This window comes from Pseudomonas sp. Hp2, from assembly GCF_006386585.1.
Taxonomy (GTDB): domain Bacteria; phylum Pseudomonadota; class Gammaproteobacteria; order Xanthomonadales; family Xanthomonadaceae; genus Pseudomonas_S; species Pseudomonas_S boreopolis.
Window position 1 is genome coordinate 307491 of the sequence record NZ_VAHJ01000001.1, and the last position, 22123, is coordinate 329613.

The window sequence follows — 22123 nt, forward strand, 5'->3', positions numbered from 1 at the left end:
GCACCGCGGCGCGATGGTCGTACGGCCCCTCCCGAGGCACCGTGCGACATGGTAGACGCGGGCGGCGGGACGATGCGCAGCTGCATACGTATTCATCGAATCCCTGGATGGGGACCGGCGTCGCGCCGCTATATTCCCGGCACATCCACGCCACCGGCCGCCTTGGGAGGGGACATGCCGCTGACGCCGCATCGCCGCGTTTTTCATTGCCGTAGGACAACCGATAACGCTCGTCATCCCCGCGAAGGCGGGGATCCAGCGACTTCCGCGCCAATCACGGCAAAGTCACTGGTCCCCCGCCTGCGCGGGGGCGACGAGCGGACTTTCCCCGAACAGCAGTGCGCCTTCGCGGGGATGACGGCAAGAATGCTGTCGGCAATCCTCCTGACCGTGTTCGCCCTCGCGGCGCAGGCCGAGCCCGCCACGGTCGCCAGCGTCGAATCGCCCGGCCACGTGCTGCGCGTATCGCTGCAGCTGGACGGCGGACGCCCCAGCTATACGGTGGAGCGCTTCGGCGAAACGGTGGTGGCGCCCTCGCAGCTCGGCTTCCAGCTGCGCAATGGCCGCCTGGACCGCGACTTCGTGCTGCTGGACCAGTCCGCGTCCAACCACGACGAGACCTGGGAGCAGCCCTGGGGCGAACGCCGCTACGTGCGCAACCGCTATAACGCGCTCACGGTGCGGCTGGCCGAGCGCGGCGGGCTGAAAAGGCGCCTGAACGTGGAATTCCGCGTCTACGACGACGGCCTTGGCTTCCGCTACCGCTTCCCCGAGCAGGCCTCCATGCGCGAAGCGGTCATCGACGACGAACTGACCGAATTCGCGATCGCCCCCGAATCCACCGCCTGGTGGATCCCGGCGGGCGAACCCATCCACTACGAATACCTGTACCGGCGCACGCCGCTGGACGAAGTGCCGCTGGCGCACACGCCGCTCACCCTGCGCAGCCGCGACGGCCTGCACGTGGCCATCCACGAGGCGGCGCTGGTCGATTACGCCGGCATGTGGCTGCGCCGCACCGAAGGCCAGCGCCTGCGTGCGCAGCTCTCGCCGTCCGCGGAAGGCTGGAAGGTGCGGCGCGCCCTTCCGTTCGATACGCCCTGGCGCACCCTGCAGATCGCCGACCGCGCGGGCGGGCTGGTCGAGTCCGACCTGATCCTCAACCTCAACGAACCCAATGTGCTGGGCGACGTGGGCTGGGTGCATCCGGCCAAGTACGTCGGCGTGTGGTGGTCGATGCACCTCGACCAGCAGAGTTGGGCCACCGGCCCCAGGCATGCCGCCACCACCGCCAACACCAAGCGCTACATCGACTTCGCGGCCGCCCATGGTTTCCGCGGGGTGCTGGTGGAAGGCTGGAATCCGGGCTGGGATGGCGACTGGGTCGGCAACGGTTATGCCTTCGACTTCACCCGGCCCACGCCGGATTTCGACATCGAGGCCTTGAGCGCCTACGCCGCGAAGAAAGGCGTGCACCTGATCGGCCACCACGAGACCGGGTGCGCCATCGAGCACTACGAGGACCAGCTCCATGCCGCGCTCGACCTGTACGCGCGGCTAGGCGTGGACACCTTCAAGACCGGCTACGTCTGCGACGACGGCCAGGTCGACCGGCGCAACCCGGCCGGCGGCCCGCTGTGGCGCGAGTGGCACGACGGGCAGTTCATGGCGCGCCACCACCTGAAGGTGGTGCAGGAAGCGGCCAGGCGGCACCTGTCGGTCAATGCGCACGAACCGATCAAGGACACCGGCCTGCGCCGGACCTATCCGAATTGGCTCTCGCGCGAGGGCGCGCGCGGCATGGAGTACAACGCCTGGGGGCAACCACCCAATCCTCCCGCGCACGAGGTCGACCTGGTGTTCACGCGGCTGCTGTCCGGGCCGATGGACTACACCCCCGGCATCCTCAGCCTGAAGGGACGCGGCGGCCAGCCGATCCCCAGCACCCTCGCCCGCCAACTGGCGCTGTACGTGACCATCTACAGCCCGATCCAGATGGCCGCCGACCTGCCGGAACATTACGAACGGCACCGCGAGGCGTTCCGCTTCATCGAGGACGTCGCCGTGGACTGGGACGATACGCGCGTGCTCAACGGCGAGGTCGGCGACTACGTGACGATCGCGCGCAAGGATCGCCATAGCCGCGACTGGTTCGTCGGCAGCATCACCGACGAACATGGCCGCGTATTGCCGATCGATCTCTCCTTCCTCGAGCCGGGCGTTCGTTACCGTGCCGAGATCTACCGCGACGGCGACACCGCCGACTACCGCAGCAACCCGTTCGCATTCGTGCGCGAAACGCGCGAGGTGGGCAGCGCGGACCGGTTGGAGTTGAAACTGGCGCCGGGCGGCGGCGAGGCGATCCGGTTCGTGCCGCTGGACGCCGGTCGCTAGAAGCCATCGCAAGGCATTGCCATCGCCATCCCGCGAAGCGTTTCGCGGGATGACCTTTTTTTCCGGTCCTCGGGGACGCACCGCTCCGGCCCCGGCTGGAATCGATTCCAGCCGGGGCACCGGACACGAAAGTGCATTGAATACGTATGCAGGAAAGCGCTGCGACGTATGCCGCTGTCTACCATACAGGCCAGTCACGAACGGGCCATTCCGTCGCGTGCGACAAACGTCCAGCGAACGCCCGGACGCACAACTCGAATCACAACATTGCCTGGGAGGGGAAAATGTTGAACATGAAGCGCAACCTGCTGAGCGTGGCGCTCGCGTCCGCACTGACGCTCAATGCCACCGGCGCGCACGCCCAGAACGCCGATGCCGGCAGCGACACCCAACAGAACGCCGAGCAGAAGGCGGTGGATCTCGATACCGTCACGGTGACCGGCATCCGCCGCGGCATCGAGAGCGCGATCTCGGTGAAGCAGGACGCCACGTCGATCGTCGAGGCGATCTCGGCCGAGGACATCGGCAAGCTGCCGGACGTTTCGATCGCCGAATCGATCGCCCGCCTGCCCGGCCTGGCCGCCCAGCGCGTGGCCGGCCGCGCCCAGGTGATCAGCGTGCGCGGCCTGTCGCCCGACTTCGCCACCACCCTGCTCAACGGCCGCGAGATGGTCAGCACCGGCGACAACCGCAGCGTCGAGTTCGACCAGTACCCATCCGAGCTGATCAGCGGCGTCACCGTGTACAAGACGCCGGACTCCGGCCTGGTCGGGCAAGGCCTGTCCGGCACGATCGACATGCAGACCGTGCGCCCGCTGAGCTTCCAGGACCGCGTGATCTCCGTCGGCGGCCGCTACCAGAAGAATTCGCTGGGCAAGGCCGCGGGCGTCGATGCCTACGGCAATCGCTTCAACGTCAGCTACGTGGACCAGTTCGCCGACCGCACCCTCGGCGTGGCGGTCGGCTACGCCCACTCGGACATGCCGAAACAAGAGAACCAGGTCGGCCTGTACGAGCCATGGCGGAACATCGACGATGCGGGCAACCCGCTGGATCGCCCCGGCGTGCCGGACTACACCTACTACTCGGACGGCATCAAGGCCCTGCGCCGCACCGGCAACGCCAAGCGCGACGGCGTGATGGCCACCGTCCAGTTCCGCCCCAACAACGCCTGGACCAGCACGCTCGATGCCTTCTACACCAAGGCGAAGGAATACGACACCGCCAACCAGCTGGAAGTCCATCTCGGCAACTACAACGGCAACTATGCGCCGCTGAACGTGACCGACCCGGTCGTCAACGGCAACGACACCTTCACGGGGGGCGTGGCCAACAACGTCTACCCGCTGGTGCGCGGCATGTACAACCACCGCGAGGACCGCATCAAGGCCTTCGGCTGGAACAACGAAATCCAGGCCGGCGACGTCAAGCTGGTCGCGGACGTCAGCTGGTCCAAGGCCGAGCGCGAGGAGATCAGCCTCGAGAACAACCTGCAGTTGCTGCCGGCGCCGCAGCTGGACTCGGTCAAGCTGGACTACACGGTCGGCGACTTCCCGCAGTTCACGCCTGGCCTGGACTATTCCGACTACAACTCGCTGTACATCACCAACACCATCTACGGTTCCGGCTACGGCAAGACGCCGCGCGTGGACGACGAGCTGAGGGGCTACAAGCTCGCCGCCACCTTCCCCGCGCCCGAGGGCTTCACCTGGTTCTCCGACATCGACGCCGGCATCAACTACGCCGACCGCGAGAAGAACAAGACCCAGCCCGAGGGCAACATCCTGCTGGGCTCGCAGGGCGACACCACGATCGCCTCCGACCTGCAGTACGGCCTGGTGAACCTCGGCTTCGCCGGTGCCGGCTACATCCCGAGCTGGAACGTGCCGGCCACCGTCGCGCGCTACATGACGTTCAACCCGACCACCACCGAGTCCTACCTGATTCCCAAGCAGTGGACGGTGAACGAGAAGATCACCACCACCTTCCTGCGCGCCAACATCGATACCGAGATCGGCTCGGTGCCGGTGCGTGGCAACATCGGCATCCAGGCCCAGCACGTGGACCAGTCGTCCAGTTCCAACTACTGGGACGGGTCGCAGCCCGCGGGCAGCCAGGTCATCCCGATCAAGCTCGGCAAGACCTACACCGACTTCCTGCCCAGCCTGAACCTGGCCTTCATGTTCCCGGCCGAGCAGACCCTGCGGTTCGCCGTCGCGCGCCAGGTCGCGCGCCCGCGCGTGGACCAGCTGCGCGCGTCGATGGAATTCGGCGTGGACACCAGCACCGGCAGGCCCGGCGCCAGCGGCGGCAATCCCAACCTGGATCCCTGGCGGGCCAACGCGCTGGACATCTCCTACGAGAAATACTTCGGCACCAAGGCCTACGTGGCCGCGGCGTTCTTCTACAAGCAGCTCAAGAGCTACATCTTCACCCAGACCCGCGACGGCTACGACTTCACCCAGCAGGTCACGGCCTGGCTCGCCGCCAATGGCGACACGGTGACCGCGCCGGTGCAGAACACCGGCAACTACAGCGCGCCCTTTAACGGCAAGGGCGGCACGCTGCGCGGCGCCGAGCTCACCGCGTCGCTGCCGCTGGACATCGTCGCCGATGCCTTGCAGGGCTTCGGCATCGTCGCCAGCGCGAGCTTCAACGACAGCAACATCAAGGTCCAGGATCCCGAAAGCGCATCCAGCGTGGGCTCCGGCGACATCATGCTGCCCGGCCTCTCCAAGCGCGTGTACAACCTCACCGCCTACTACGAGCGCAACGGCTTCGAGGCGCGCATCAGCCAGCGCAAGCGCTCGGATTTCATCGGCGAGATCGGCAACTTCTCCGGCGTGCGCACGCTGCGCTACGTGGAAGGCGAGGACGTCACCGACGCGCAGCTCAGCTATACCTTTGGCGACGGCAGCCGCCTGAAGGGCCTGAGCCTGCTGCTGCAGGCGACCAACCTCACCAACTCCAAGTACCACACCTACGCGCAGACCAAGGACCGCCCGCTGGAAACCATCGAATGGGGCCGCACCTACCTGCTCGGGGTGAACTACAAGTTCTGACCGGCTCCCAGGTACGGAGTACGCACGGCCCGCCGCGCTTGCGGCGGGCTTCTTTTTGCCTGGACACCGGGCTCCCGGCGAAACCGCGCCCCGGGGCGGAGCCGCATCCACCGCCGGAAATGGCTTGGTGCACGCGCATGCGAGCAAACGAACGCTTCGCAACGGCTGCGCGATCGCCAAGAGGGCTTCGCCCAGGACGCTTGAACCGGCGCCCCCGTGGCGAGCCGGGCCAACGCGAGCGGACTGCATTCCCCTGCAAGCGCCTCCTGCCATGCGCGGGGAGAAGGGAGTCGCCGTGGTTGCCCGCCGCGGCCGAACGCCCCCCGGCAAAGTCCTGCTCGTACAGGACAGCCCTGGCAGTTCCACCGCCCTGCGAACCCTCGCGCCGCAGCAAGGCCGACATCGCCGTGAAGCGGCTCCCCGCCGCAGGTCCCGGGCCGGCAAGAACCCTTGCAGCGCCACCTCATCGCCGCGGGCCGGCACATGCCGAAACGAAGAAGGCCACGGCGACATGCCGTGGCCTTCTTCTTCGTTCCGGCAGACGAGCTCAGCCGGCCTTGGCGAAGAACGCCGAATAACCGGGTAACGCCAACCCTTCGCCGCGCACTTCCCCGCTCGCCGGCCCCGGCGCGTCGAGCCGCTCCCAGCGTCCCGCCGGCAGCGGCGCGACTGCGGCCTCGGGCGAGAGATTGAAGGCCACCAGGAGCGTCTCGCCCTGCAGCTCGCGCCGGAACATCAGCACCGGTTCCGGCGCATCCACGAACTCGATTGCCCCGGCCACCAAGGCAGGCTGGGTCTTGCGCCAGGCCAGGAACGCACGGAACGCGTTCAGGACCGAGCCCGGGTCCGGCTCCTGCACCTGTACCGCATGCGTCCGGTGCTCGGCCGCGATCGGCAGCCACGGCTTGCCGGTGGTGAAGCCCGCGAGCGGCTCGTCCCGCCACGGCATCGGCGTGCGGCAACCGTCGCGCCCCTTGAAGTTGGGCCAGAAGGTGATGCCGTAGGGATCCTGCAGCGCCTCGAACGGCACTTCCGCCTCGCCCAGGCCGAGTTCCTCGCCCTGGTACACGCAGACCGAGCCGCGCAGCGAGCACAGCATCGCGACCAGCATCTTCGCCAGTTCGGGCCGCGCCGGCTTCCCGCCCCAGCGGGTCACCGCGCGCTGCACGTCGTGGTTGGAGATCGCCCAGCACGGCCAGCCATCGCGCATCGTCGCTTCCAGGCGCTCCACCGTCCCGCGGATGTAGGAAGCGCTGAAATCGTCCACCAGCAGCTCGAAGCTGTAGCCCATATGCAGGCGCCCCGGCGCGGTGTACTCGGCGGTGGTCGCCAGCGAATCCTCCGAGGAAATCTCGCCGAGCGTCACCGTACCCGGGTACCGGTCCAGCAACCCGCGCAAGCGCTCGAGGAACCCGAGGTTCTCCGGCTGGGTGTTGTTGTAGTAGTGGTACTGGAACGCGTACGGATTGTCGGGGCTGAAGCCCCGCCCCAGCCGCAGCTCCATCGGCTTGGCCGGGTTGTCGCGCAGCGCGGGATCGTGGAAGCAGAAGTTGATCGAATCCAGCCGGAACCCATCCACGCCCCGGTCCAGCCAGAACTTCACGTAGTCCAGCGTGGCCTGCTGCACTTCCGGATTATGGAAATTCAGGTCCGGCTGGGAGGCCAGGAAGTTGTGCAGGTAGTACTGGCGCCGTCGCGGCTCCCACTGCCAGGCCACGCCGCCGAAGATCGACAGCCAGTTGTTGGGAGGCGTGCCGTCCTCGCGCGCGTCCGCCCACACGTACCAGTCCGCCTTTGGATTGCTGCGGTCCTCGCGGCTTTCGCGGAACCAGGCATGGTCGGCCGAGGTATGGCTGAACACCTGGTCGATCATCACCTTCAGGCCGAGCGCGTGCGCCTTGGCCAACAGCCTGTCGAAATCGTCGAGCGTGCCGAACAGCGGATCGACATCGCGGTAATCGGCGATGTCGTAGCCGAAATCGGCCATCGGCGACTTGAAGAACGGCGAGACCCAGATCGCGTCCACGCCCAGCGAAGCGACATAGTCCAGCCGCTCGATGATGCCGGGAAGATCGCCGACGCCATCGCCGTTGGTATCGAGATAACTGCGTGGATAGATCTGGTAGATGACGGCTCCGCGCCACCATGGAGTCTGCGACATCGAGCGCCCCCCTCCGGGCTGAGGCGCCCGCGGGACGGCGCCTTGAAAACCCCGCTAGCTTAGCGTCGAGCCGGTTTCAGGATGCCTGTCCGCATACGTATTCATGCCTTCGCCGCGCGGCGCGGCGAAGCGCTCGGACCGGGATCCACTCGCCGCGCCATGGTCGATCCGGAACGTCCCGCTTCGCCGTGCGGCATCGTGCCCGAGGCGTGAAAAGGCCTGCCGACGACCGCCGTCTGGCGACGCTCCATCCACCCCGGCCACGCCACGGTATCCCGGACTTCCAGCCGAGGACCCACGCGATGAGCACCGATTACGAGAAACGCCTTCTGCAATGGCTGCAGGACGCCTATGCGATGGAGCAGGAAGCCGAGACGATGATGAAGGCGTTTGCGGGCCGGCTCGAGAACTACCCCGACTTGCGCCAACGCGTCGAACGCCACGTCGAGGAAACCCGCCTGCAGGCCGATCGCATCGGCGGTTGCATCGAACGCCTCGGCGGATCGCTGCCCACCGCGAAAAGCCTGTTCGCCAGCCTGATGGCGCAGGTGCACGCCACCGGCAACGCCATGATGAGCGACGAGGTGGTCAAGGGCGTCGGGATCAGCTACGCCTTCGAGAACATGGAGGTCGCCTCCTATCGCGCGCTGATCGTGGCCGCCCGCGAGGCCGGCCATGGCGAGATCGCCACCGTCTGCGAGAACATCCTGGCCGAGGAGCAAGCCATGGCGGACTGGCTGCTGGAGCACCACACCGGCCTGGTCAAGCGCTTCCTCCAACGCGAGGCGGCGGAAGGCGTGACGGCCAAGCGTTGACCGGTGGATCCACGGCCAGGACCGCCGGATAGCGACAGGGCATCGTCCGTCATGGCCGCCGGCTGCGCAGGCGCCGCAGGCAGCGCGGCGCCAGCCAGGCGGCCAGCGCCGCGTCCATCGATCCCTCCGGCAACGCCAGCATGGCGTACACCGCATGCAGCGCTTCGCGCTCGTCCCGGCCTGGGTCGCTCAGGTACTGCGTGCAGGCGGCACGCACCACCCTCGCCGGCACCCGGTCGAATTCGCAATACCCCAGTTCGCCTTTCCGGTGCTCCTGTTGCCAATGCGCCATTTCCTCATCGACCACCTGCACTGTCGCTCGATCCATAACCACCTCCTTGGCCGGCATGACATCGCACCGCACGCCATGCCCGGATCAAGATTCCCGGCACGCCTTTGCCGGGATTCACCGCGCAACCACGTCCCATGTCCGGATCGACCAGATCGACCGGATCGACATGAAGAATCACTGGAGTTCCCCATGACGTCTTCCCGCAAGCCCCAACCACGCTCTCCGGCAACGAACGATCCGCGTCGCGAACCGTCGTCGGCGCCCCTCCCTGAAAGCCGCTCGCTGGAAGGCTTCCACCCTCGCGGACACGGCCGCGGCGGCCGCCTGGGCGAAGGCGAACCGGAAGGCCATCCCGAGCGCGATGGACGCACTCAGCCGAACTTCGGCCAGCACGGCACCTATGCCAGCACCGAGGAAAAGCCCGAGCCGGACCGCGACGACGGCTGACATCGCGGCCCGGCGGAAGCTCAACGGATCTGCCGCTGCTCGGGATTTCCTTCGCGTTGCTCGCGTGGATCCTGCGGTTGCTGGCGTTGCTTGTCCTGGAGCCGCTGCTCGCGGCGCTTTTGCTCGTCCAGCGCCGGGCTGGCCGGGTCTTTGTGGTGCGGCATGGGCGTCTTCCCTTGGGAACGAAGCCTTACCCTGCACCGGACCCCATCGATACGACGTCCAGGAAGCCCGGAGGCGCAGCGCCTGCTTTCACCGTTTCGCCACGCGCCAGGCCTGGGCGAACTCCCAGGATGCCGCCGTCACCGGCAGGAGCGCGGGCGCCAGCAGGGCCAGCAGGACTCCAGGCGCACGCGGCTCCAAGCGCAGCCGCCCATCGTGCCAGTCCACGCCGAGCGCCGCCCAACCCAACAGGATCCACGGTGCGATATCGAGCACGCTGTGCACGTGCTGCTCCAACGGCGAGAGAACCCGCTTGCCGTACGCCGCGCACGTATCGGCATAGCCGAGCACGGCATGCGCGAGCGCGGCCAGGGCCAGCACGCCCCAGGCGGTCGACGTGGCCTCCAGTGCCCACCAGGCAAGCACGCCGGACCCGACCACGCAAAGCTGCGCCAGGTGCAGGCGGGATTCGGCCAGGCCGGATGTATGCGGCAGATCGCTGCGGCGATGCAGGGCGAAATCGCCCAGGCCGGCCGCGATCCAGGCGAGATAGAGAAGATAGGCGGGCAGATCCATGAACGCCCCGATATCGCTTCGGTCATGTCGGCGGACCGGCATCGGATAGGGCCGGGAGCCTGCCTTTCAGTGCGGCGGCGTGTACTGGCGCAGGCGCGTGACCAGGTCGCCGAGCTCGCGCACCGCCGTGCGCAACTGGTCTTCCGTCAAGCCGAGCTCCCGGGCCCAGTAGCGCAGCTCCCACTCATCGTTGACATCGACCCGTTCCGGATCCCGTGGACGGCCACGCGAATCGACGTTCTCCGACACGGGCTCGGTATCCGGCGGCGTCGGCTCCGGGCCGGGATTGCGCCGGCTCATGCGCCGCCCCTCGGCGACGGGCGCCCGCGGCCGGCCCGGCAGGCGCCATGTCCGCACGCACGGAGCGCATGGCCGGACGGGATGCCTATCGAAATGCGCGGCATGATGACCTCCGCTCGGGATGACTCGACAGGGCCATCGCAGCATCCGTGGGCGTAATTCCGCGTCCATGTGCCGGCAAGCCCGCGTGATGGCAGGCGACGGGAGCGCGACTGCGTTCGCCACGCGCGGATCGGCAGGAAACGATCGATACGCAACCGCGCTTACCCCGATCGACCAGGGTCACCTTGGGGTCAGCGGAGATCGCATCGATGATCGTGAAGCCACCCGGAACCTTGTATTGCCTGGTCCGGAGTGGTGGGCGGTACAGGGTTCGAACCTGTGACCCCTACCATGTCAAGGTAGTGCTCTACCGCTGAGCTAACCGCCCGTCATCTGCAGTGAGTTGCTCTCTGCAGGGGCGCGCATTCTAGCCCAGCTCCCGGGCACTTCACAATAGCCACACGAAAATTCCGGCCGATCGTGGCGCCTCAGCCCAGGCTGGCTTCTTTCAGGCGATGGATCTGGTCGCGGATCCGGGCCGCCTCCTCGAACTCCAGGTCGCGGGCATGCTGGTACATCTGCTGCTCCAGCGCCTTGATCCGGGCGGCGGCCTCGGCCGGCCCCAGGGCGCGGTAATCTGCGGGTTCCTCCGCGGCCCGGCGCGTCTTGGACTTGCCCTTGCCGGTCGCCGCCCCCTCGTCCCGGGCGCCTTCCAGGATGTCCGCGATCGGCCGCGCCACCGACTTGGGCACGATGCCGTGCTCGGCGTTGTACTCGATCTGCTTCTGCCGGCGGCGGTCGGTTTCGTCGATCGCCGCCTGCATCGACCGGGTGACCTTGTCCGCGTACAGGATCGCCTTGCCGCGCAGGTTGCGCGCGGCACGGCCGATGGTCTGGATCAGCGACCCGGTGGAGCGCAGGAAGCCCTCCTTGTCGGCATCCAGGATCGCCACCAGCGACACCTCCGGCATGTCCAGGCCCTCGCGCAGCAGGTTGATGCCCACCAGCACGTCGAACTTGCCCAGGCGCAGGTCGCGGATGATCTCCACGCGCTCGACCGTATCGATGTCCGAGTGCAGGTAGCGCACGCGGATACCGTGCTCGCCGAGGTACTCGGTCAGGTTTTCGGCCATGCGCTTGGTCAGCGTGGTGACCAGCACGCGGTCGCCCAGCTTGATCCGCTCGTTGCACTCGCTCATCAGGTCGTCGACCTGGGTCGCGACCGGCCGGATCTCCACTTCCGGATCGACGAGGCCGGTCGGGCGGACCACCAGTTCGGTGATCTCGTCCCCGCCCTCGCGCAACTCGTACGGCCCCGGCGTCGCCGAGACGTAGATGCTGCGCGGCGAACGCGCCTCCCATTCCTCGAAGCGCAGCGGCCGGTTGTCCAGCGCCGAGGGCAACCGGAAGCCGAACTCCACCAGCGTCTCCTTGCGCGAGCGGTCGCCCTTGTACATCGCGCCGATCTGCGGGATGGTCACGTGCGATTCGTCGATCACCAGCAGCGCGTCCGGCGGCAGGTAGTCGAACAGCGTCGGCGGCGGCTCGCCCGGCGCCTTGCCGGTGAGGTGCCGGGAATAGTTCTCGATGCCGTTGCAGTACCCCACCTCGGCCATCATCTCCAGGTCGAACTGGGTGCGCTGGGCCAGCCGCTGCGCCTCGACCAGCTTGTTCTGCGCGTAGAGCTGCTCCAGGCGCTCCTTCAGTTCCGCCTTGATGGTGTCGATCGCGCTGAGCGTGCGCTCGCGCGTGGTCGCGTAGTGGGTCTTCGGATACACCGTGTAGCGCTGCAGCTTGCGCAGCGTCTCGCCGGTCAGCGGATCGAACAGGGTCAGGTTCTCGATGTCGCCGTCGAACAGCTCGATGCGCAGCGCCTCGGTGTCGGACTCCGCCGGGAACACGTCCACCACCTCCCCGCGCACGCGGAACGCGCCGCGGGTCAGTTCGAACTCGTTGCGCGTGTACTGCAGGTCGGTCAGGTGCCGGATCAGCTGGCGCTGGTCGATGTGCTCACCGACCGACAGGATCAACCGCAGCGAGAGGTAATCCTCCGGCGCGCCCAGGCCGTAAATCGCCGACACCGTCGCCACCACCAGCGCGTCGCGGCGCGACAGCAGCGTCTTGGTCGCCGCCAGCCGCATCTGCTCGATGTGCTCGTTGATCGAGCTGTCCTTCTCGATGTAGGTGTCCGACGAAGGCACGTAGGCCTCCGGCTGGTAGTAGTCGTAGTAGCTGACGAAATACTCCACCGCGTTGTGCGGGAAGAACGCCTTGAACTCGCCGTACAGCTGCGCCGCCAGCGTCTTGTTCGGCGCCATCACCAGCGTCGGCTTCTGGATCTGCTGCACCACGTTGGCGATGGTGTAGGTCTTGCCCGAGCCGGTCACGCCCAGCAGTACCTGCTTGGCCAGCCCGGCCTCGAAATTGGCGGCCAGCTTCTCGATCGCCGCGGGCTGGTCGCCCGCGGGCGAATAGGGGGATACCAACTGGAAACGGTCGCTCATGGCAAGGGGGTGCCGCTCTGGACGATTGACCAGTATAGCCATCGTTCGCCGACGCCCTCGTGGGCAGAAGTCCTACCCCCGCCGGACTGCTTCACCGATTCATGCCGGCGCCCCTGCCCCCGACACTGCACCGGGACCGCAGGGAAGCAGTCGCAATGCCAGGCAGAGACACCGGCTTCACGCTGATCGAATCCATGATGGCCATGGCCGTGCTGGCCATCCTGGTCGCCATCGGGATCCCCGCCTTCAAGGCCACGCTCGAACGGCAACGGGCCCGTACCGCCACGCACCTGCTCAGCGCCCAGTTCGCCAGCGCCCGCAGCGTGGCCATCAGCCATCGCACCCCCACCACCGTGTGTCCTTCCGCGGACGGGCTCCGCTGTACGGAGGGCACCGACTGGAGCCGCGGCTGGATCATGTACCGCGATCCCGGCAGGACACCCCAGCCCGCCAGCGCCGCGTCCGTGCTCAGGTGGGAGAACCGGCCGGCCTCAGGCGCGACGCGCCTGCTCTCGAGCCCGGGCCGCCGCCTCATCCGCTTCCTGCCGGACGGCCGCAGTGCGGGCACAAACCTGAGCGTGCGGGTCTGCTCGGATGAACGCTTCATGGCCGAAATCGTCGTGAACAACCTCGGCCGCGTCCGCACCTCCCGCCCCACAGGCAACCTGCCCTGCGGCCGGTGAAGCCAAAAAAACAAAGGGCTGCGATCTCTCGCAGCCCTTTGCAGGATATGGCGCCCGAAGTTGGACTCGAACCAACGACCCCCTGATTAACAGTCAAGTGCTCTAACCGGCTGAGCTATTCGGGCGGGGAGGCGCATTCTAGACACTGGTTTCGTCCGATGCAAGCCTTGATCGATACATCGCTACCAACAGCCGGAAACCGTCGTTTCCGCCGGCGTTTTCACGCCGGCCTGGTTCAGCGTCAACGTCCCGCACTTGTCCTGGGCCTGCCCCCCCTGGGGAGTGGCGGTGATCGTGAACGTCGCCTGGGCTCCTTGGAAGGCGAGCTGATAATGAGCCGTCCCGCCTTCCCTTGGCGATTGCGCAGTGGGCAGCGCATAGCCTTCGTAAGTGTTGTTGGTGGTGTGGTAACGCTCGGCCCTTTGTGCGTACTCCACCAGGTCCGCCTTGGCCTGGGCTCGACGCGACTTGCGCACTTGATCCTGGTAAGACGGATATGCAATGGCGGCAAGAATGGCTATCACGGCCACCACAATCATCAGTTCGATGAGCGTGAAGCCGGCCATCCCGATGGACCGTATGGATGTCATAGCTCGCGGAACCGGAGGATTTCCATAGATCGTGGCCATCTGACGCTCTCCGCTATTGGATTTGGCGCCAGGACTGGCGACCGCAGGGATATGGCAAGTACATCGGGCTGGCACCACTCACATTGACCGCCATCCAGCATCCGAACTCCGGCGGGGACGGTGGATTGCCGCCACCCACCGTCTCGGGCGGCGCAAGCCTCGGAACCACTGACACTGCAACGTCCTTCACGGGTGCGTTGCCCCCTGTATCCAGCGAAATTCCTGCAGTGCCCCCCGTCAACGAGGCCCCCGTGGGCGACCCTACCCTCACTCCGGCCAAGCCTCCAGCGCCAGTGCGAGCACTAAGACCGAAGAGCCAGTTGGATCCATCGGTACTGCAACCGCTGGACGTCTGCTGTGGTACGTACGTGGGCATGAACACGATGCCTGATACGATCTCCGGGTTACCGACGAATCGTTCGCCTGCCGGCAGATCCACGTACCAGCCAACCGCCCCCGCAGGACGGGCACCTGCGGTGAGCGTACGGACGTTCCCGCTGGAAGAGACCGTATAAGGCATGAGGCTGGAACGCGTCAGCGTCGTGGTCGCCCGCCCTTCGGAAATATCCGTGAAACCATACAGCGATTGCGTGCTCGTATCGCTGACGTCGTTCGTGAAGGAGAAACTGCCGGTACCGAATACCAGCAGCACCCCCCCCATCTCGCCAGCGGCGGCGGCCAAGCCCCCGGTGATTGGCTGCCGATAGATCTGTCCCGAGTCGCTGTGCGTAGCCGTCGTGAACACGGGCACGGACACGGAATTGGACGCATCGCGCAAGTCGAACTTCCACACGGCACCGCGCTGGTCGGCTCCATACACGGTATCAGCAAAGCCATCCCTTACCCGTGTTGTCTGGCTGGCTCCGCCCCAACGGTCGATCACGACGATATTGCCCAGGCCGTTGCTGCCGGCCGGGGCACTGCTGGCGGGTTCGACTGCCTCGATCATCCGGATGCTCGGCGCTCCGGTCCCGATGTCGACCAAGAACAACACCGCCTTCCCGCTGGCGCTGTTGTAGCCATTGCCGAAGATCGCCTTCCAGGAGACATCGCCATTGCCGGCCTTCACGGGCACGATCACTGGCTTGCCAAGCACGTGGCCGATGTTCTGGCGCACGGCTTGGGGGAGGCTGGTATCGAGATCGTTGATCTCCCACAGCCTACTGCTGGCACCAAAACTGCCTGGCGTCGTGACGTCCAGAGCGAACACGCCGCGACCGCCCGCACCCGTGGTTCCCACGAGCGTGGTATGCCAGCTGCCTCCGTAATAGCTATCGCCCAAGGCCACCGGCCCATCCACGAAGTAGCGATGCGCGAACTTCTGGTCGTTCTTCTGGTCCGGATCGTAGGGAAACAACAGATTGCCCATGTGACCATAGGAAGTGGCCGGGATGTACGCGAATACTTCCTGGCCACCGTTACCGCTGATCGCCCCACTGCCGTCCATGCCGCCATCGAAGGCATGCAACATGCCGTCGTTGGCGCCGACGTAGACCATATAACGCTTGCTTTGGCGCTTTGCGTTCAAGTACTGGAGATAGCTTGCCCCCAGACCTCCTGCCAGGGAGCGGTACCCATAGTCGTCGATAGGCGAACTGATCACGGGTGTCGAATTCACGATATCGCCCAGTCTTGTGGTGCGATCTCGCAGTTTGCCGCCGTTGCGCTTCTCACCGCTGACGTCCCCGCGCAGGTAGGCAACAGCACTCTCGGATGTAGCTCCCAGCCCCCCCAGCGTAACCTCGGTGCACCGACTCATGCCGGGATAGCTCGAGGACGGCGTGCTGCACAGCCCGGCCAGGGTCACGTTGTCGCTAGTGAATTCGCTGACCGTGCTGCCGCTGGAGAAGTACACGCGGCGCGAGGCGGCGGCAGGCAAGCGTGCACTTGCCTCCCATAGGGGCGTGTACAGGACCTCGCGCGTTCTCGGATCCACGCTGACGCTGGAGGCATTGAGTCGGCTGAACCAATCGGTGCCTTCGTTGGCGACCTCGTAGCTCGGGGAAACGGTAAGTGACCCGGCTCCGATCCTGGCACCCGTCAATGCGAGGCTTCCTGAGGGCGAGGAGCCCGCGCTCACAGAGGACAGGACGCGACGCATTGCGGCAGTGACTTCCGCAGGTGTCTTGGCATTGATGAACTCGCCGCGGCTGTTGATGGTCGCGTGCCAGAGCTCGTCGATGACGCGGCCGTCATCGGAGCTCAATGGATCGCCATTCGCATTCCAGCTTGGCGGATTGGTGTAGGGATCCTCGGTAGCCGCCTGGTTGACCTCGAAGATCTTGCCCTGGGCCCCCAAGGTAACGCCGTAAAAATTCATGTGTAGGTTGGTCTGGCAGTCCAGGCGCTTCCAATCCGCCGAACTCGGATCCAACGTATTGCACTGTTTGGGCACCGGCACCCTGCCCACCGGGAAATTCGTTCCGGTACGCAAGGGCGTGTACGTTCCGCCCGCATAGTAGGCGGCCGCGATGTCGGCGATCGTATTGGAATAGTTGTCAGGGAAGGGAGCACCACTCAGGTTGGCTCCTCCCGCCGAATCGGCATTGCCATAGCCGGATACGCTACTGGTGGTATTGGTGTATCCATCCGTGAACAACATGCCGCCATTGCGCTGGCAGGCAAGCTTCACTGGCGCATTGTCGTCGGTCCGGCGGAACTGTTCTCCCAGGAAGGCGACGGCCTCGCGATTGGGAGTCCCTCCGTTGGGCTTCAACGCGTATATCTGCGCGTACAGGTTCGAACGCTGCGTGACCACGTCATACATGGTCACCGCGGTTCGGTTGTTGATCGTGAAATATCCCACCCGCATGTTGCTGGCATCGAACATCGCATGCGAGGACGATCCCACCATCGAAAGAATGCGATTGCGGTGGTACTGGAACCAATTCGCGAAGTTCTTGATAGCCGCGTCGTAAGCCGCCGTGGACGTGTAGTTGGCCGGCTTTATCTCGTAGCGGCGCATGCCGCAGCCAGGCCCGCAGGCATTGGCGATGACCGGACGGTTGGCATCGTCCGTGCGATAACCCGCGGGGGCATCCGCGTCGGCAGGCAGATAGAACGTAGCGGGGAAATACTGCAGCTGGACAGTGCAGTTGTTGCGCACCTCGACGTCGTTCTTCAAGGAGGTCCAGCTGCCGCTAGTGCTAGGCAGGCCGTTGCTATTGGAGCTATTGCATGTTCGAGACGTCGAGCGATAGGTGGTCCCCGCGGGGATGACCATGCCGGTCAAGAACTGGAATGGCTCGTTGTTCACCGCTCTGGAGGACGTGAGATCGTAGCTGACGCCATGAGCCGTGGCGAAGTCCGTTCCAGTCCGGGGATCCGCGCGAGTATCGATAATCGTCGCGTCAGGCCACAGCGTGTTCCCTTGACTGTCCGCGGCCGCCAGCTTCCACGGATCGTAATTCACGTTCGGATTGAAGTAGCCGGCATTATAGGTCGGCGACCGCGCGAAGCCGAACACGTCCAGGGGCGGGATGGCACGACCTGGCGAGTACGAGCTATTGAAGCCCACGTGCGGGAACAAATACAGATAACAGTCGACAGAGTTGTTGGAGCACGGCTGTCCCACGTTATAGAACACGCCCGCCGAACTGAAGAAGCTGCTTCCGTTCCACTGCATCCGCCCATCGCCGCCGGGAAAGATCCGCTCGAACGTCATCGAGTTGGAATCGTCCACCGCCATGATGAAAGCCGGCGGAGCTTGCGTCGTGTTGTTCAATGGCGCCTGGGCCAATTCGCCCTGCCCTTGCGCAGCCAGGAGGTTGTAGGCGAAGTAGCCACCGGCCGCCAGTAACGCGAAAGTGCCGGCGACCACGATCTTGGATGTACGGCTTGCCATCGCGAACCTCAGAGTTTGAACACGGTGTCGATCACCGCCGAAGAGGAGGGATCGCTATCGGTATCGGTGGAGAACGACGTGATCTGGTAGATGGGCGAAACAGGATCCAAAGGACTGCCCATACCGTAATCACTCTGACCGACGATGCAGGTATCGATGCGCCGGACGTTGACGGCCTCCCCTCCTTCCAGAGTGCGCGCTCTTCCCCAGGCGACCGGGTCGAATCCATCGTCGCACGCCAACTGGATGTCGCCCGACTGGAGCGGCGCATCGGCAGCGAGAGACGTGCGATTGGCGATGCTCTCAACGGCATTCTCCGCACGCCGGGTCACCCCCTCTGTTCGCTGGAATGCCAGGTTGGCTGCTCGATAGTTGGCTGCCATCTTCTCCTGCATCCCTGCCACCTGCATGCCCGCGATCCCCAGCAAAGCCAGCAGGATGAGCATGATCAACGCCACGTACAGCACCGCGCCGCGCTGCCGGGCACGCAATGGGAGCGATCGCGACAAGGTAGCCATGTGTGTCAATTCCCGAACAAGCGATTGCGCAAGGCAATGGTGGATTCGTAAGCGGCGCGATAGCGGCCGTCGCCGTTGGCTGCCGGTACGAACTCGACGCCCAGTGCGCGCGGATAGTGGACCGCGTCGCTAGGCGATGCAGCCGCTGCCGGCGTGGGACTCCGGGCCAGGATTCCCACCTGCACCTGTCCCACGCGTCGCCACTGGGCAGCCGCGTCGGCATCGGTGCCCGTGCTGACATCGGCCGCGGTGCCTTGCACCGTGATGTTGCCTAGTGGTGGCGTGGTCGAACTGATCGCGGTCGTGCTGTCCAGGCCATAGAGGACTTGCAGGCTCTCGATGCCCTCCACCAGTTCCTCGGGCTGCCCGTAGTTTCCGGCGCCATCCGCCCGAGCCCGCATCAAGCTCGGTTCGCCCGACGTACCTGTGCCGATGAAGTAGACGATGGATTCGGCACGGTACAGCATGGTCTGGCCGCTCGGCTGGGCAGTGTAGCGTTCCAGGTTCACGCCGGCGGCGGTGACCGTTCCTGAAGAATAGACACCGCTGAACACATCGGCGTGGCTGCAATCGGCAACACCAAAAAGTGCCGGCGAGGCGACTCCACCCTCGGTAAGACGGGCTCCCAAGGCGGCGTCAAACGTCAGCGTGCTGTTGGTCCCGGAGGCGATTCCCGTCACCGGCACGCCTTCAGGAGACAGGTACCGCAATACCAGCACGTCGCTGCCCCCCCGGATGCCGAGGCCCTGCAACTTGGCAGGGAGATTGCTCGGGCCTGCCCAGTTCTGGCCTAGCGTCAGCGAGGAGTTGGCGCTCGTGTTCGGCGCCTCATATCCCTGTATCGACACGCTGAAATCCAGAGGATCGCCGCTCCCGGTCGACACACCCGCGATATGGACCACCGGATCGCCTTCGCCACGGACGAAATGTGCTTGATCGTTGACGCAACCGAAATGCCCGGCCATGCGGATATCGCGCTGCAGGAAATCCAGAGCGAAACGCGCATTTTCCTGGCTACGCGATCCTCCTTCGGCCAATCGCGAAGCCTCTCGCGAAGCGGAGAACACCTGGATCACGCCCAGCATCAGGACCAGCCCGATCACCATCGCGATCATCATCTCGATCAACGAGAGGCCGGCTTGCAGCCGCGGTCTTGCAACGGCTTTTTTCATAGCTGCGAGACCAAGGTAAAGGTGGTCAGGGCATCCGGATCGTCCTTGTCCCAACGTTGGTCGCCCCAGCTAATACCCACGGTCACTTGTCCATTGGCATTGACCACGGTGGCGCTCGCGCCTTCTCCCAACGCCTGCACGACTTGGCACTGCCATCGCTGGATGTTCTGGTCGATGGTGACGTCGTTGCCTATCGGGCGGCGGCACCGGCCGACCGAAACCGTGTTAGGCGCAAACGTCGCCGCACTGTACCAAGCGGCCTGGTAGCGATTGCTCCGCATCTGGTCGATTAGGTCATAGGCCAGGTTGGTCGCCTGGGTACGATAGTTCGCACTCTGAACGAAACGCACGTTCATGGTCTGCAGCAAGGCGAAGCCGAGCAGGCCAATGGCCAGGACCAGAATTGCGATCAGCACCTCGATCATGCTGAAGCCTGCGGCGTCGTTTCCGAACGAGGGGAAGCGCGGGCGTTTCACGAGCAAGCCTCCTTCTGGATGCGGATTTGGCCGGACGCATTGATCGTCAAGACCCGGCGCAACTCCTGTTCGCCACACGAGACGGGCTGCAAAGAGATCTCCTGGGCGACGTCACCCCGTCGCCGTCCGCGGGAATCGAAGGCGACCGCCGCTGCCGGCCCGGCACTTTGCAGAGCCGGGTCGATGGCGACGAAACGAAGGACAGTCTCCCCTGTCTGATATACCCCATTCCCATCGGCATCCGACCAAGCCAACATGCCCGCGGCCCAATCGTCGTCGCAAACTTCCCCTGTGCTGCTGCCGCACACGCCCGCCCCCCGCCGGTTGCGGATTGCTTCGCTACGCGCCAAGGACAGCAGCGCCAAAGCTTCGTTGCTGGCGCTACTGACACGATTGGAGCGGATCACCCCCTGGAAGCTCGGATACGCGATCGCCGACAGGATCGCCAGCACGGCAACGGTGACCATCAGCTCCACCAGCGTGAAGCCGCCAATCCGACGAGGTGACATCGAAGAACGCTCCCCAGCGTGTTGGGCAAAGCCTGACAAAGCGCCGCCGAAGCGGCAAGATCCCCGGGGGACGAACGGTCGTTCAGGCGGGATGGGCGTCAACGATTTGACGCCCATCACATGCCGAGTGATGCCGCCTCAGGTCACCACCCTGTAGCAGGGGTGGTACTCGCCCGAGATCTTCATCCGGCGCTGCTCGACGAAGGCGCGCAGCAGGCCGTCCAGCGCCTGCATGATGTCTTGGTCGCCGTTGATCTCGAACGGGCCGAAGGCCTCGATCCGGCGCATGCCGTCTTCCTTGACGTTGCCGGCGACGATGCCGGAGAAGGCGCGGCGCAGGTCGGCCGCCAGCGCATGGGCCGGGCGCCCGTGGTGCAGGTCCAGTGCCGCCATGGCCTCGTGGCTTGGCACGAACGGACGCTGGTATTCCAGCGGGATGTCGACGGACCAGTTGAAATAGAAGGAGTCCTTCTGGTCCTTGCGATACTCGCGCACGCGCTGGATGCCCTCCGCCATCTTCCGGGCCACCATCACCGGATCGCCGATCACGATCTCGTAGCGCGACGCGGCCTCGTTGCCGAGCGTGAGGCGGATGAATCGATCGATCTGCTCGAAGTACGGCGCGGCGATGGTCGGCCCGCTCAAGACCAGCGGGAAAGGCAGGTCGCGGTTCTCCTCGCGCAGCAGGATGCCGAGCAGGTACAGGATCTCCTCGGCCGTGCCCACGCCGCCCGGGAACACGATGATGCCGTGCCCCAGGCGCACGAAGGCTTCGAGCCGCTTCTCGATGTCCGGCATGATCACCAGGTGGTTGACGATCGGGTTCGGCGACTCCGCGGCGATGATGCCGGGCTCGGTGATGCCGATGTAGCGCGTGCTGGTGCGGCGCTGCTTGGCATGGGCGATGGTCGCGCCCTTCATCGGCCCCTTCATTGCGCCCGGGCCGCAGCCGGTGCAGATGTCCAGGCCGCGCAGGCCCAGCTCGTAACCCACCTGCTTGGTGTAAAGGTATTCGTCGCGCGAGATCGAGTGTCCGCCCCAGCAGACCACCAGGTTGGGATCGGAGGGCTGGAGCATGCGGGCGTTGCGCAGCAGGCCGAACACCGCGTTGGTGATGCCCTCGCTGGATTCGAGGTCGGCCGTGGATTCCGGGCCCAGCTCGATCGCCATGTAGGCCAGGTCCCTCACCACGGCGAACAGCAGTTCGGCCACGCCGTTGATGATCTCGCCGTCCACGAAGGCCATGGCCGGGGCGTTCGTCAATTCCAGGCGGATGCCCCGGTCGCGCTGCGCGACCTGGATGTCGAAGTCCGGGTACAGGTCGCGGGCCGCCCGCGGATCGTCCGAGGCGCTGCCGCTGGTCAGCACCGCCAACGCGCAGCGGCGCAGCAGCTCGTGCATGCCGCCGCTGGAGGCGTCGCGCAACCGGGCGACCTCCGCCCGCGACAGCACGTCCAGACCGCCCCGCGGATAGATCCGCGCGTCCACCACCGGCAACGCCCTCGGTGCCGTATTGCCTGTTTCCATCGTGTGCTCC

General features: G+C 65.6%; 18 protein-coding genes and 2 tRNA genes. 5 read left to right on the forward strand and 15 right to left on the reverse strand.

The features are described from left to right. Positions 1–366: 366 nt before the first annotated feature. Positions 367–2394 carry a glycoside hydrolase family 97 protein gene (locus FD678_RS01265; RefSeq protein WP_218569423.1) on the forward strand — a complete coding sequence of 676 codons (2028 nt, stop codon included), beginning with the start codon at positions 367–369 and terminating at the stop codon, positions 2392–2394. A 293-nt stretch (positions 2395–2687) separates the two neighbouring features. Beyond that, on the forward strand, positions 2688–5456 hold the full coding sequence (locus FD678_RS01270) for a TonB-dependent receptor (protein WP_218569424.1): 2769 nt from the start codon (positions 2688–2690) through the stop codon (positions 5454–5456). Positions 5457–6003: 547 nt separating this feature from the next. On the opposite strand, the gene FD678_RS01275 is transcribed toward FD678_RS01270, so the two are convergent. After that, entirely contained in the window at positions 6004–7617 is a 1614-nt protein-coding gene (locus FD678_RS01275) for an alpha-glucosidase family protein (RefSeq protein ID WP_140718793.1), read from the reverse strand. 302 nt (positions 7618–7919) lie between these two features. On the opposite strand from FD678_RS01275, the gene FD678_RS01280 reads away from it, so the two are divergent. Further along, positions 7920–8432, forward strand: coding sequence for a ferritin-like domain-containing protein (locus FD678_RS01280; protein ID WP_140718794.1), 513 nt, complete (start codon positions 7920–7922; stop codon positions 8430–8432). A 49-nt stretch (positions 8433–8481) separates the two neighbouring features. Here the strand turns inward: FD678_RS01280 and FD678_RS01285 are convergent, their stop codons facing one another. Then, positions 8482–8760, reverse strand: coding sequence for a hypothetical protein (locus FD678_RS01285; RefSeq protein WP_177497501.1), 279 nt, complete (start codon positions 8758–8760; stop codon positions 8482–8484). Positions 8761–8913: 153 nt separating this feature from the next. On the opposite strand from FD678_RS01285, the gene FD678_RS01290 reads away from it, so the two are divergent. Then, positions 8914–9171: a hypothetical protein gene (locus tag FD678_RS01290; RefSeq protein WP_140718796.1), complete on the forward strand. Its 258-nt coding sequence runs from the start codon at positions 8914–8916 to the stop codon at positions 9169–9171. A gap of 20 nt (positions 9172–9191) precedes the next feature. Here FD678_RS01290 and FD678_RS20135 read toward each other — a convergent pair whose 3' ends face one another. The 5 genes from FD678_RS20135 to uvrB all read right to left on the reverse strand — a co-directional run bounded on the left by FD678_RS20135 (position 9192) and on the right by uvrB (position 12755). Further along, on the reverse strand, positions 9192–9335 hold the full coding sequence (locus FD678_RS20135; protein ID WP_177497503.1) for a hypothetical protein: 144 nt from the start codon (positions 9333–9335) through the stop codon (positions 9192–9194). Positions 9336–9423: 88 nt separating this feature from the next. Continuing rightward, positions 9424–9909, reverse strand: a complete 486-nt coding sequence (locus tag FD678_RS01295) for a hypothetical protein (RefSeq protein ID WP_140718797.1) — start codon at positions 9907–9909, stop codon at positions 9424–9426. Positions 9910–9975: 66 nt separating this feature from the next. Continuing rightward, positions 9976–10209, reverse strand: coding sequence for a DUF3606 domain-containing protein (locus FD678_RS01300; RefSeq protein WP_140718798.1), 234 nt, complete (start codon positions 10207–10209; stop codon positions 9976–9978). Positions 10210–10564: 355 nt separating this feature from the next. Beyond that, positions 10565–10639 (reverse strand) — tRNA-Val (locus FD678_RS01305). Between the two features lie 100 nt (positions 10640–10739). Further along, positions 10740–12755, reverse strand: coding sequence for an excinuclease ABC subunit UvrB (gene uvrB / locus FD678_RS01310; RefSeq protein WP_140718799.1), 2016 nt, complete (start codon positions 12753–12755; stop codon positions 10740–10742). A 155-nt stretch (positions 12756–12910) separates the two neighbouring features. Between uvrB and FD678_RS01315 the strand changes: the two genes are divergently transcribed. Continuing rightward, entirely contained in the window at positions 12911–13438 is a 528-nt protein-coding gene (locus tag FD678_RS01315) for a GspH/FimT family pseudopilin (RefSeq protein WP_140718800.1), read from the forward strand. Between the two features lie 48 nt (positions 13439–13486). Here FD678_RS01315 and FD678_RS01320 read toward each other — a convergent pair. From FD678_RS01320 to ppnN, 8 genes are all read right to left on the reverse strand, one after another. Continuing rightward, positions 13487–13563, reverse strand: a tRNA-Asn gene (locus FD678_RS01320). Positions 13564–13620: 57 nt separating this feature from the next. Continuing rightward, the gene (locus tag FD678_RS01325; protein ID WP_140718801.1) at positions 13621–14067 is read right to left on the reverse strand and encodes a type IV pilin protein; all 447 of its coding nucleotides are present in this window, start codon (positions 14065–14067) and stop codon (positions 13621–13623) included. Positions 14068–14080: 13 nt separating this feature from the next. Next, a complete protein-coding gene (locus FD678_RS01330) occupies positions 14081–17911 on the reverse strand; it encodes a pilus assembly protein (RefSeq protein WP_140718802.1) in 3831 nt (1276 codons plus the stop codon). 8 nt (positions 17912–17919) lie between these two features. Further along, positions 17920–18429: a pilus assembly PilX family protein gene (locus FD678_RS01335; RefSeq protein ID WP_140718803.1), complete on the reverse strand. Its 510-nt coding sequence runs from the start codon at positions 18427–18429 to the stop codon at positions 17920–17922. A gap of 5 nt (positions 18430–18434) precedes the next feature. Further along, positions 18435–19601, reverse strand: a complete 1167-nt coding sequence (locus FD678_RS01340) for a PilW family protein (protein ID WP_140718804.1) — start codon at positions 19599–19601, stop codon at positions 18435–18437. Then, positions 19598–20077, reverse strand: a complete 480-nt coding sequence (gene pilV, locus FD678_RS01345) for a type IV pilus modification protein PilV (RefSeq protein WP_218569425.1) — start codon at positions 20075–20077, stop codon at positions 19598–19600. The genes FD678_RS01340 and pilV overlap by 4 nt, the downstream gene beginning before the upstream one ends. Further along, positions 20074–20586, reverse strand: coding sequence for a GspH/FimT family pseudopilin (locus FD678_RS01350; RefSeq protein WP_140718805.1), 513 nt, complete (start codon positions 20584–20586; stop codon positions 20074–20076). The genes pilV and FD678_RS01350 overlap by 4 nt, the downstream gene beginning before the upstream one ends. Before the next feature lie 138 nt (positions 20587–20724). Next, a complete protein-coding gene (ppnN, locus tag FD678_RS01355) occupies positions 20725–22113 on the reverse strand; it encodes a nucleotide 5'-monophosphate nucleosidase PpnN (protein WP_140718806.1) in 1389 nt (462 codons plus the stop codon). Positions 22114–22123 lie beyond the last annotated feature (10 nt).

Bases quoted from the DNA above. Each gene is read 5' to 3' on its own strand.
- FD678_RS01285 (WP_177497501.1), bottom strand. From the start codon at position 8,760: ATGGATCGAGCGACAGTGCAGGTGGTCGATGAGGAAATGGCGCATTGG.
- FD678_RS01265 (WP_218569423.1), top strand. From the start codon at position 367: ATGCTGTCGGCAATCCTCCTGACCGTGTTCGCCCTCGCGGCGCAGGCC.
- FD678_RS01275 (WP_140718793.1), bottom strand. From the start codon at position 7,617: ATGTCGCAGACTCCATGGTGGCGCGGAGCCGTCATCTACCAGATCTAT.
- FD678_RS01315 (WP_140718800.1), top strand. From the start codon at position 12,911: ATGCCAGGCAGAGACACCGGCTTCACGCTGATCGAATCCATGATGGCC.
- FD678_RS01270 (WP_218569424.1), top strand. From the start codon at position 2,688: ATGAAGCGCAACCTGCTGAGCGTGGCGCTCGCGTCCGCACTGACGCTC.
- FD678_RS01295 (WP_140718797.1), bottom strand. From the start codon at position 9,909: ATGGATCTGCCCGCCTATCTTCTCTATCTCGCCTGGATCGCGGCCGGC.
- ppnN (WP_140718806.1), bottom strand. From the start codon at position 22,113: ATGGAAACAGGCAATACGGCACCGAGGGCGTTGCCGGTGGTGGACGCG.
- uvrB (WP_140718799.1), bottom strand. From the start codon at position 12,755: ATGAGCGACCGTTTCCAGTTGGTATCCCCCTATTCGCCCGCGGGCGAC.
- FD678_RS01280 (WP_140718794.1), top strand. From the start codon at position 7,920: ATGAGCACCGATTACGAGAAACGCCTTCTGCAATGGCTGCAGGACGCC.
- FD678_RS01330 (WP_140718802.1), bottom strand. From the start codon at position 17,911: ATGGCAAGCCGTACATCCAAGATCGTGGTCGCCGGCACTTTCGCGTTA.
- FD678_RS01290 (WP_140718796.1), top strand. From the start codon at position 8,914: ATGACGTCTTCCCGCAAGCCCCAACCACGCTCTCCGGCAACGAACGAT.
- FD678_RS01335 (WP_140718803.1), bottom strand. From the start codon at position 18,429: ATGGCTACCTTGTCGCGATCGCTCCCATTGCGTGCCCGGCAGCGCGGC.
- FD678_RS01300 (WP_140718798.1), bottom strand. From the start codon at position 10,209: ATGAGCCGGCGCAATCCCGGCCCGGAGCCGACGCCGCCGGATACCGAG.
- FD678_RS01350 (WP_140718805.1), bottom strand. From the start codon at position 20,586: ATGTCACCTCGTCGGATTGGCGGCTTCACGCTGGTGGAGCTGATGGTC.
- FD678_RS01340 (WP_140718804.1), bottom strand. From the start codon at position 19,601: ATGAAAAAAGCCGTTGCAAGACCGCGGCTGCAAGCCGGCCTCTCGTTG.
- FD678_RS01325 (WP_140718801.1), bottom strand. From the start codon at position 14,067: ATGGCCACGATCTATGGAAATCCTCCGGTTCCGCGAGCTATGACATCC.
- FD678_RS20135 (WP_177497503.1), bottom strand. From the start codon at position 9,335: ATGCCGCACCACAAAGACCCGGCCAGCCCGGCGCTGGACGAGCAAAAG.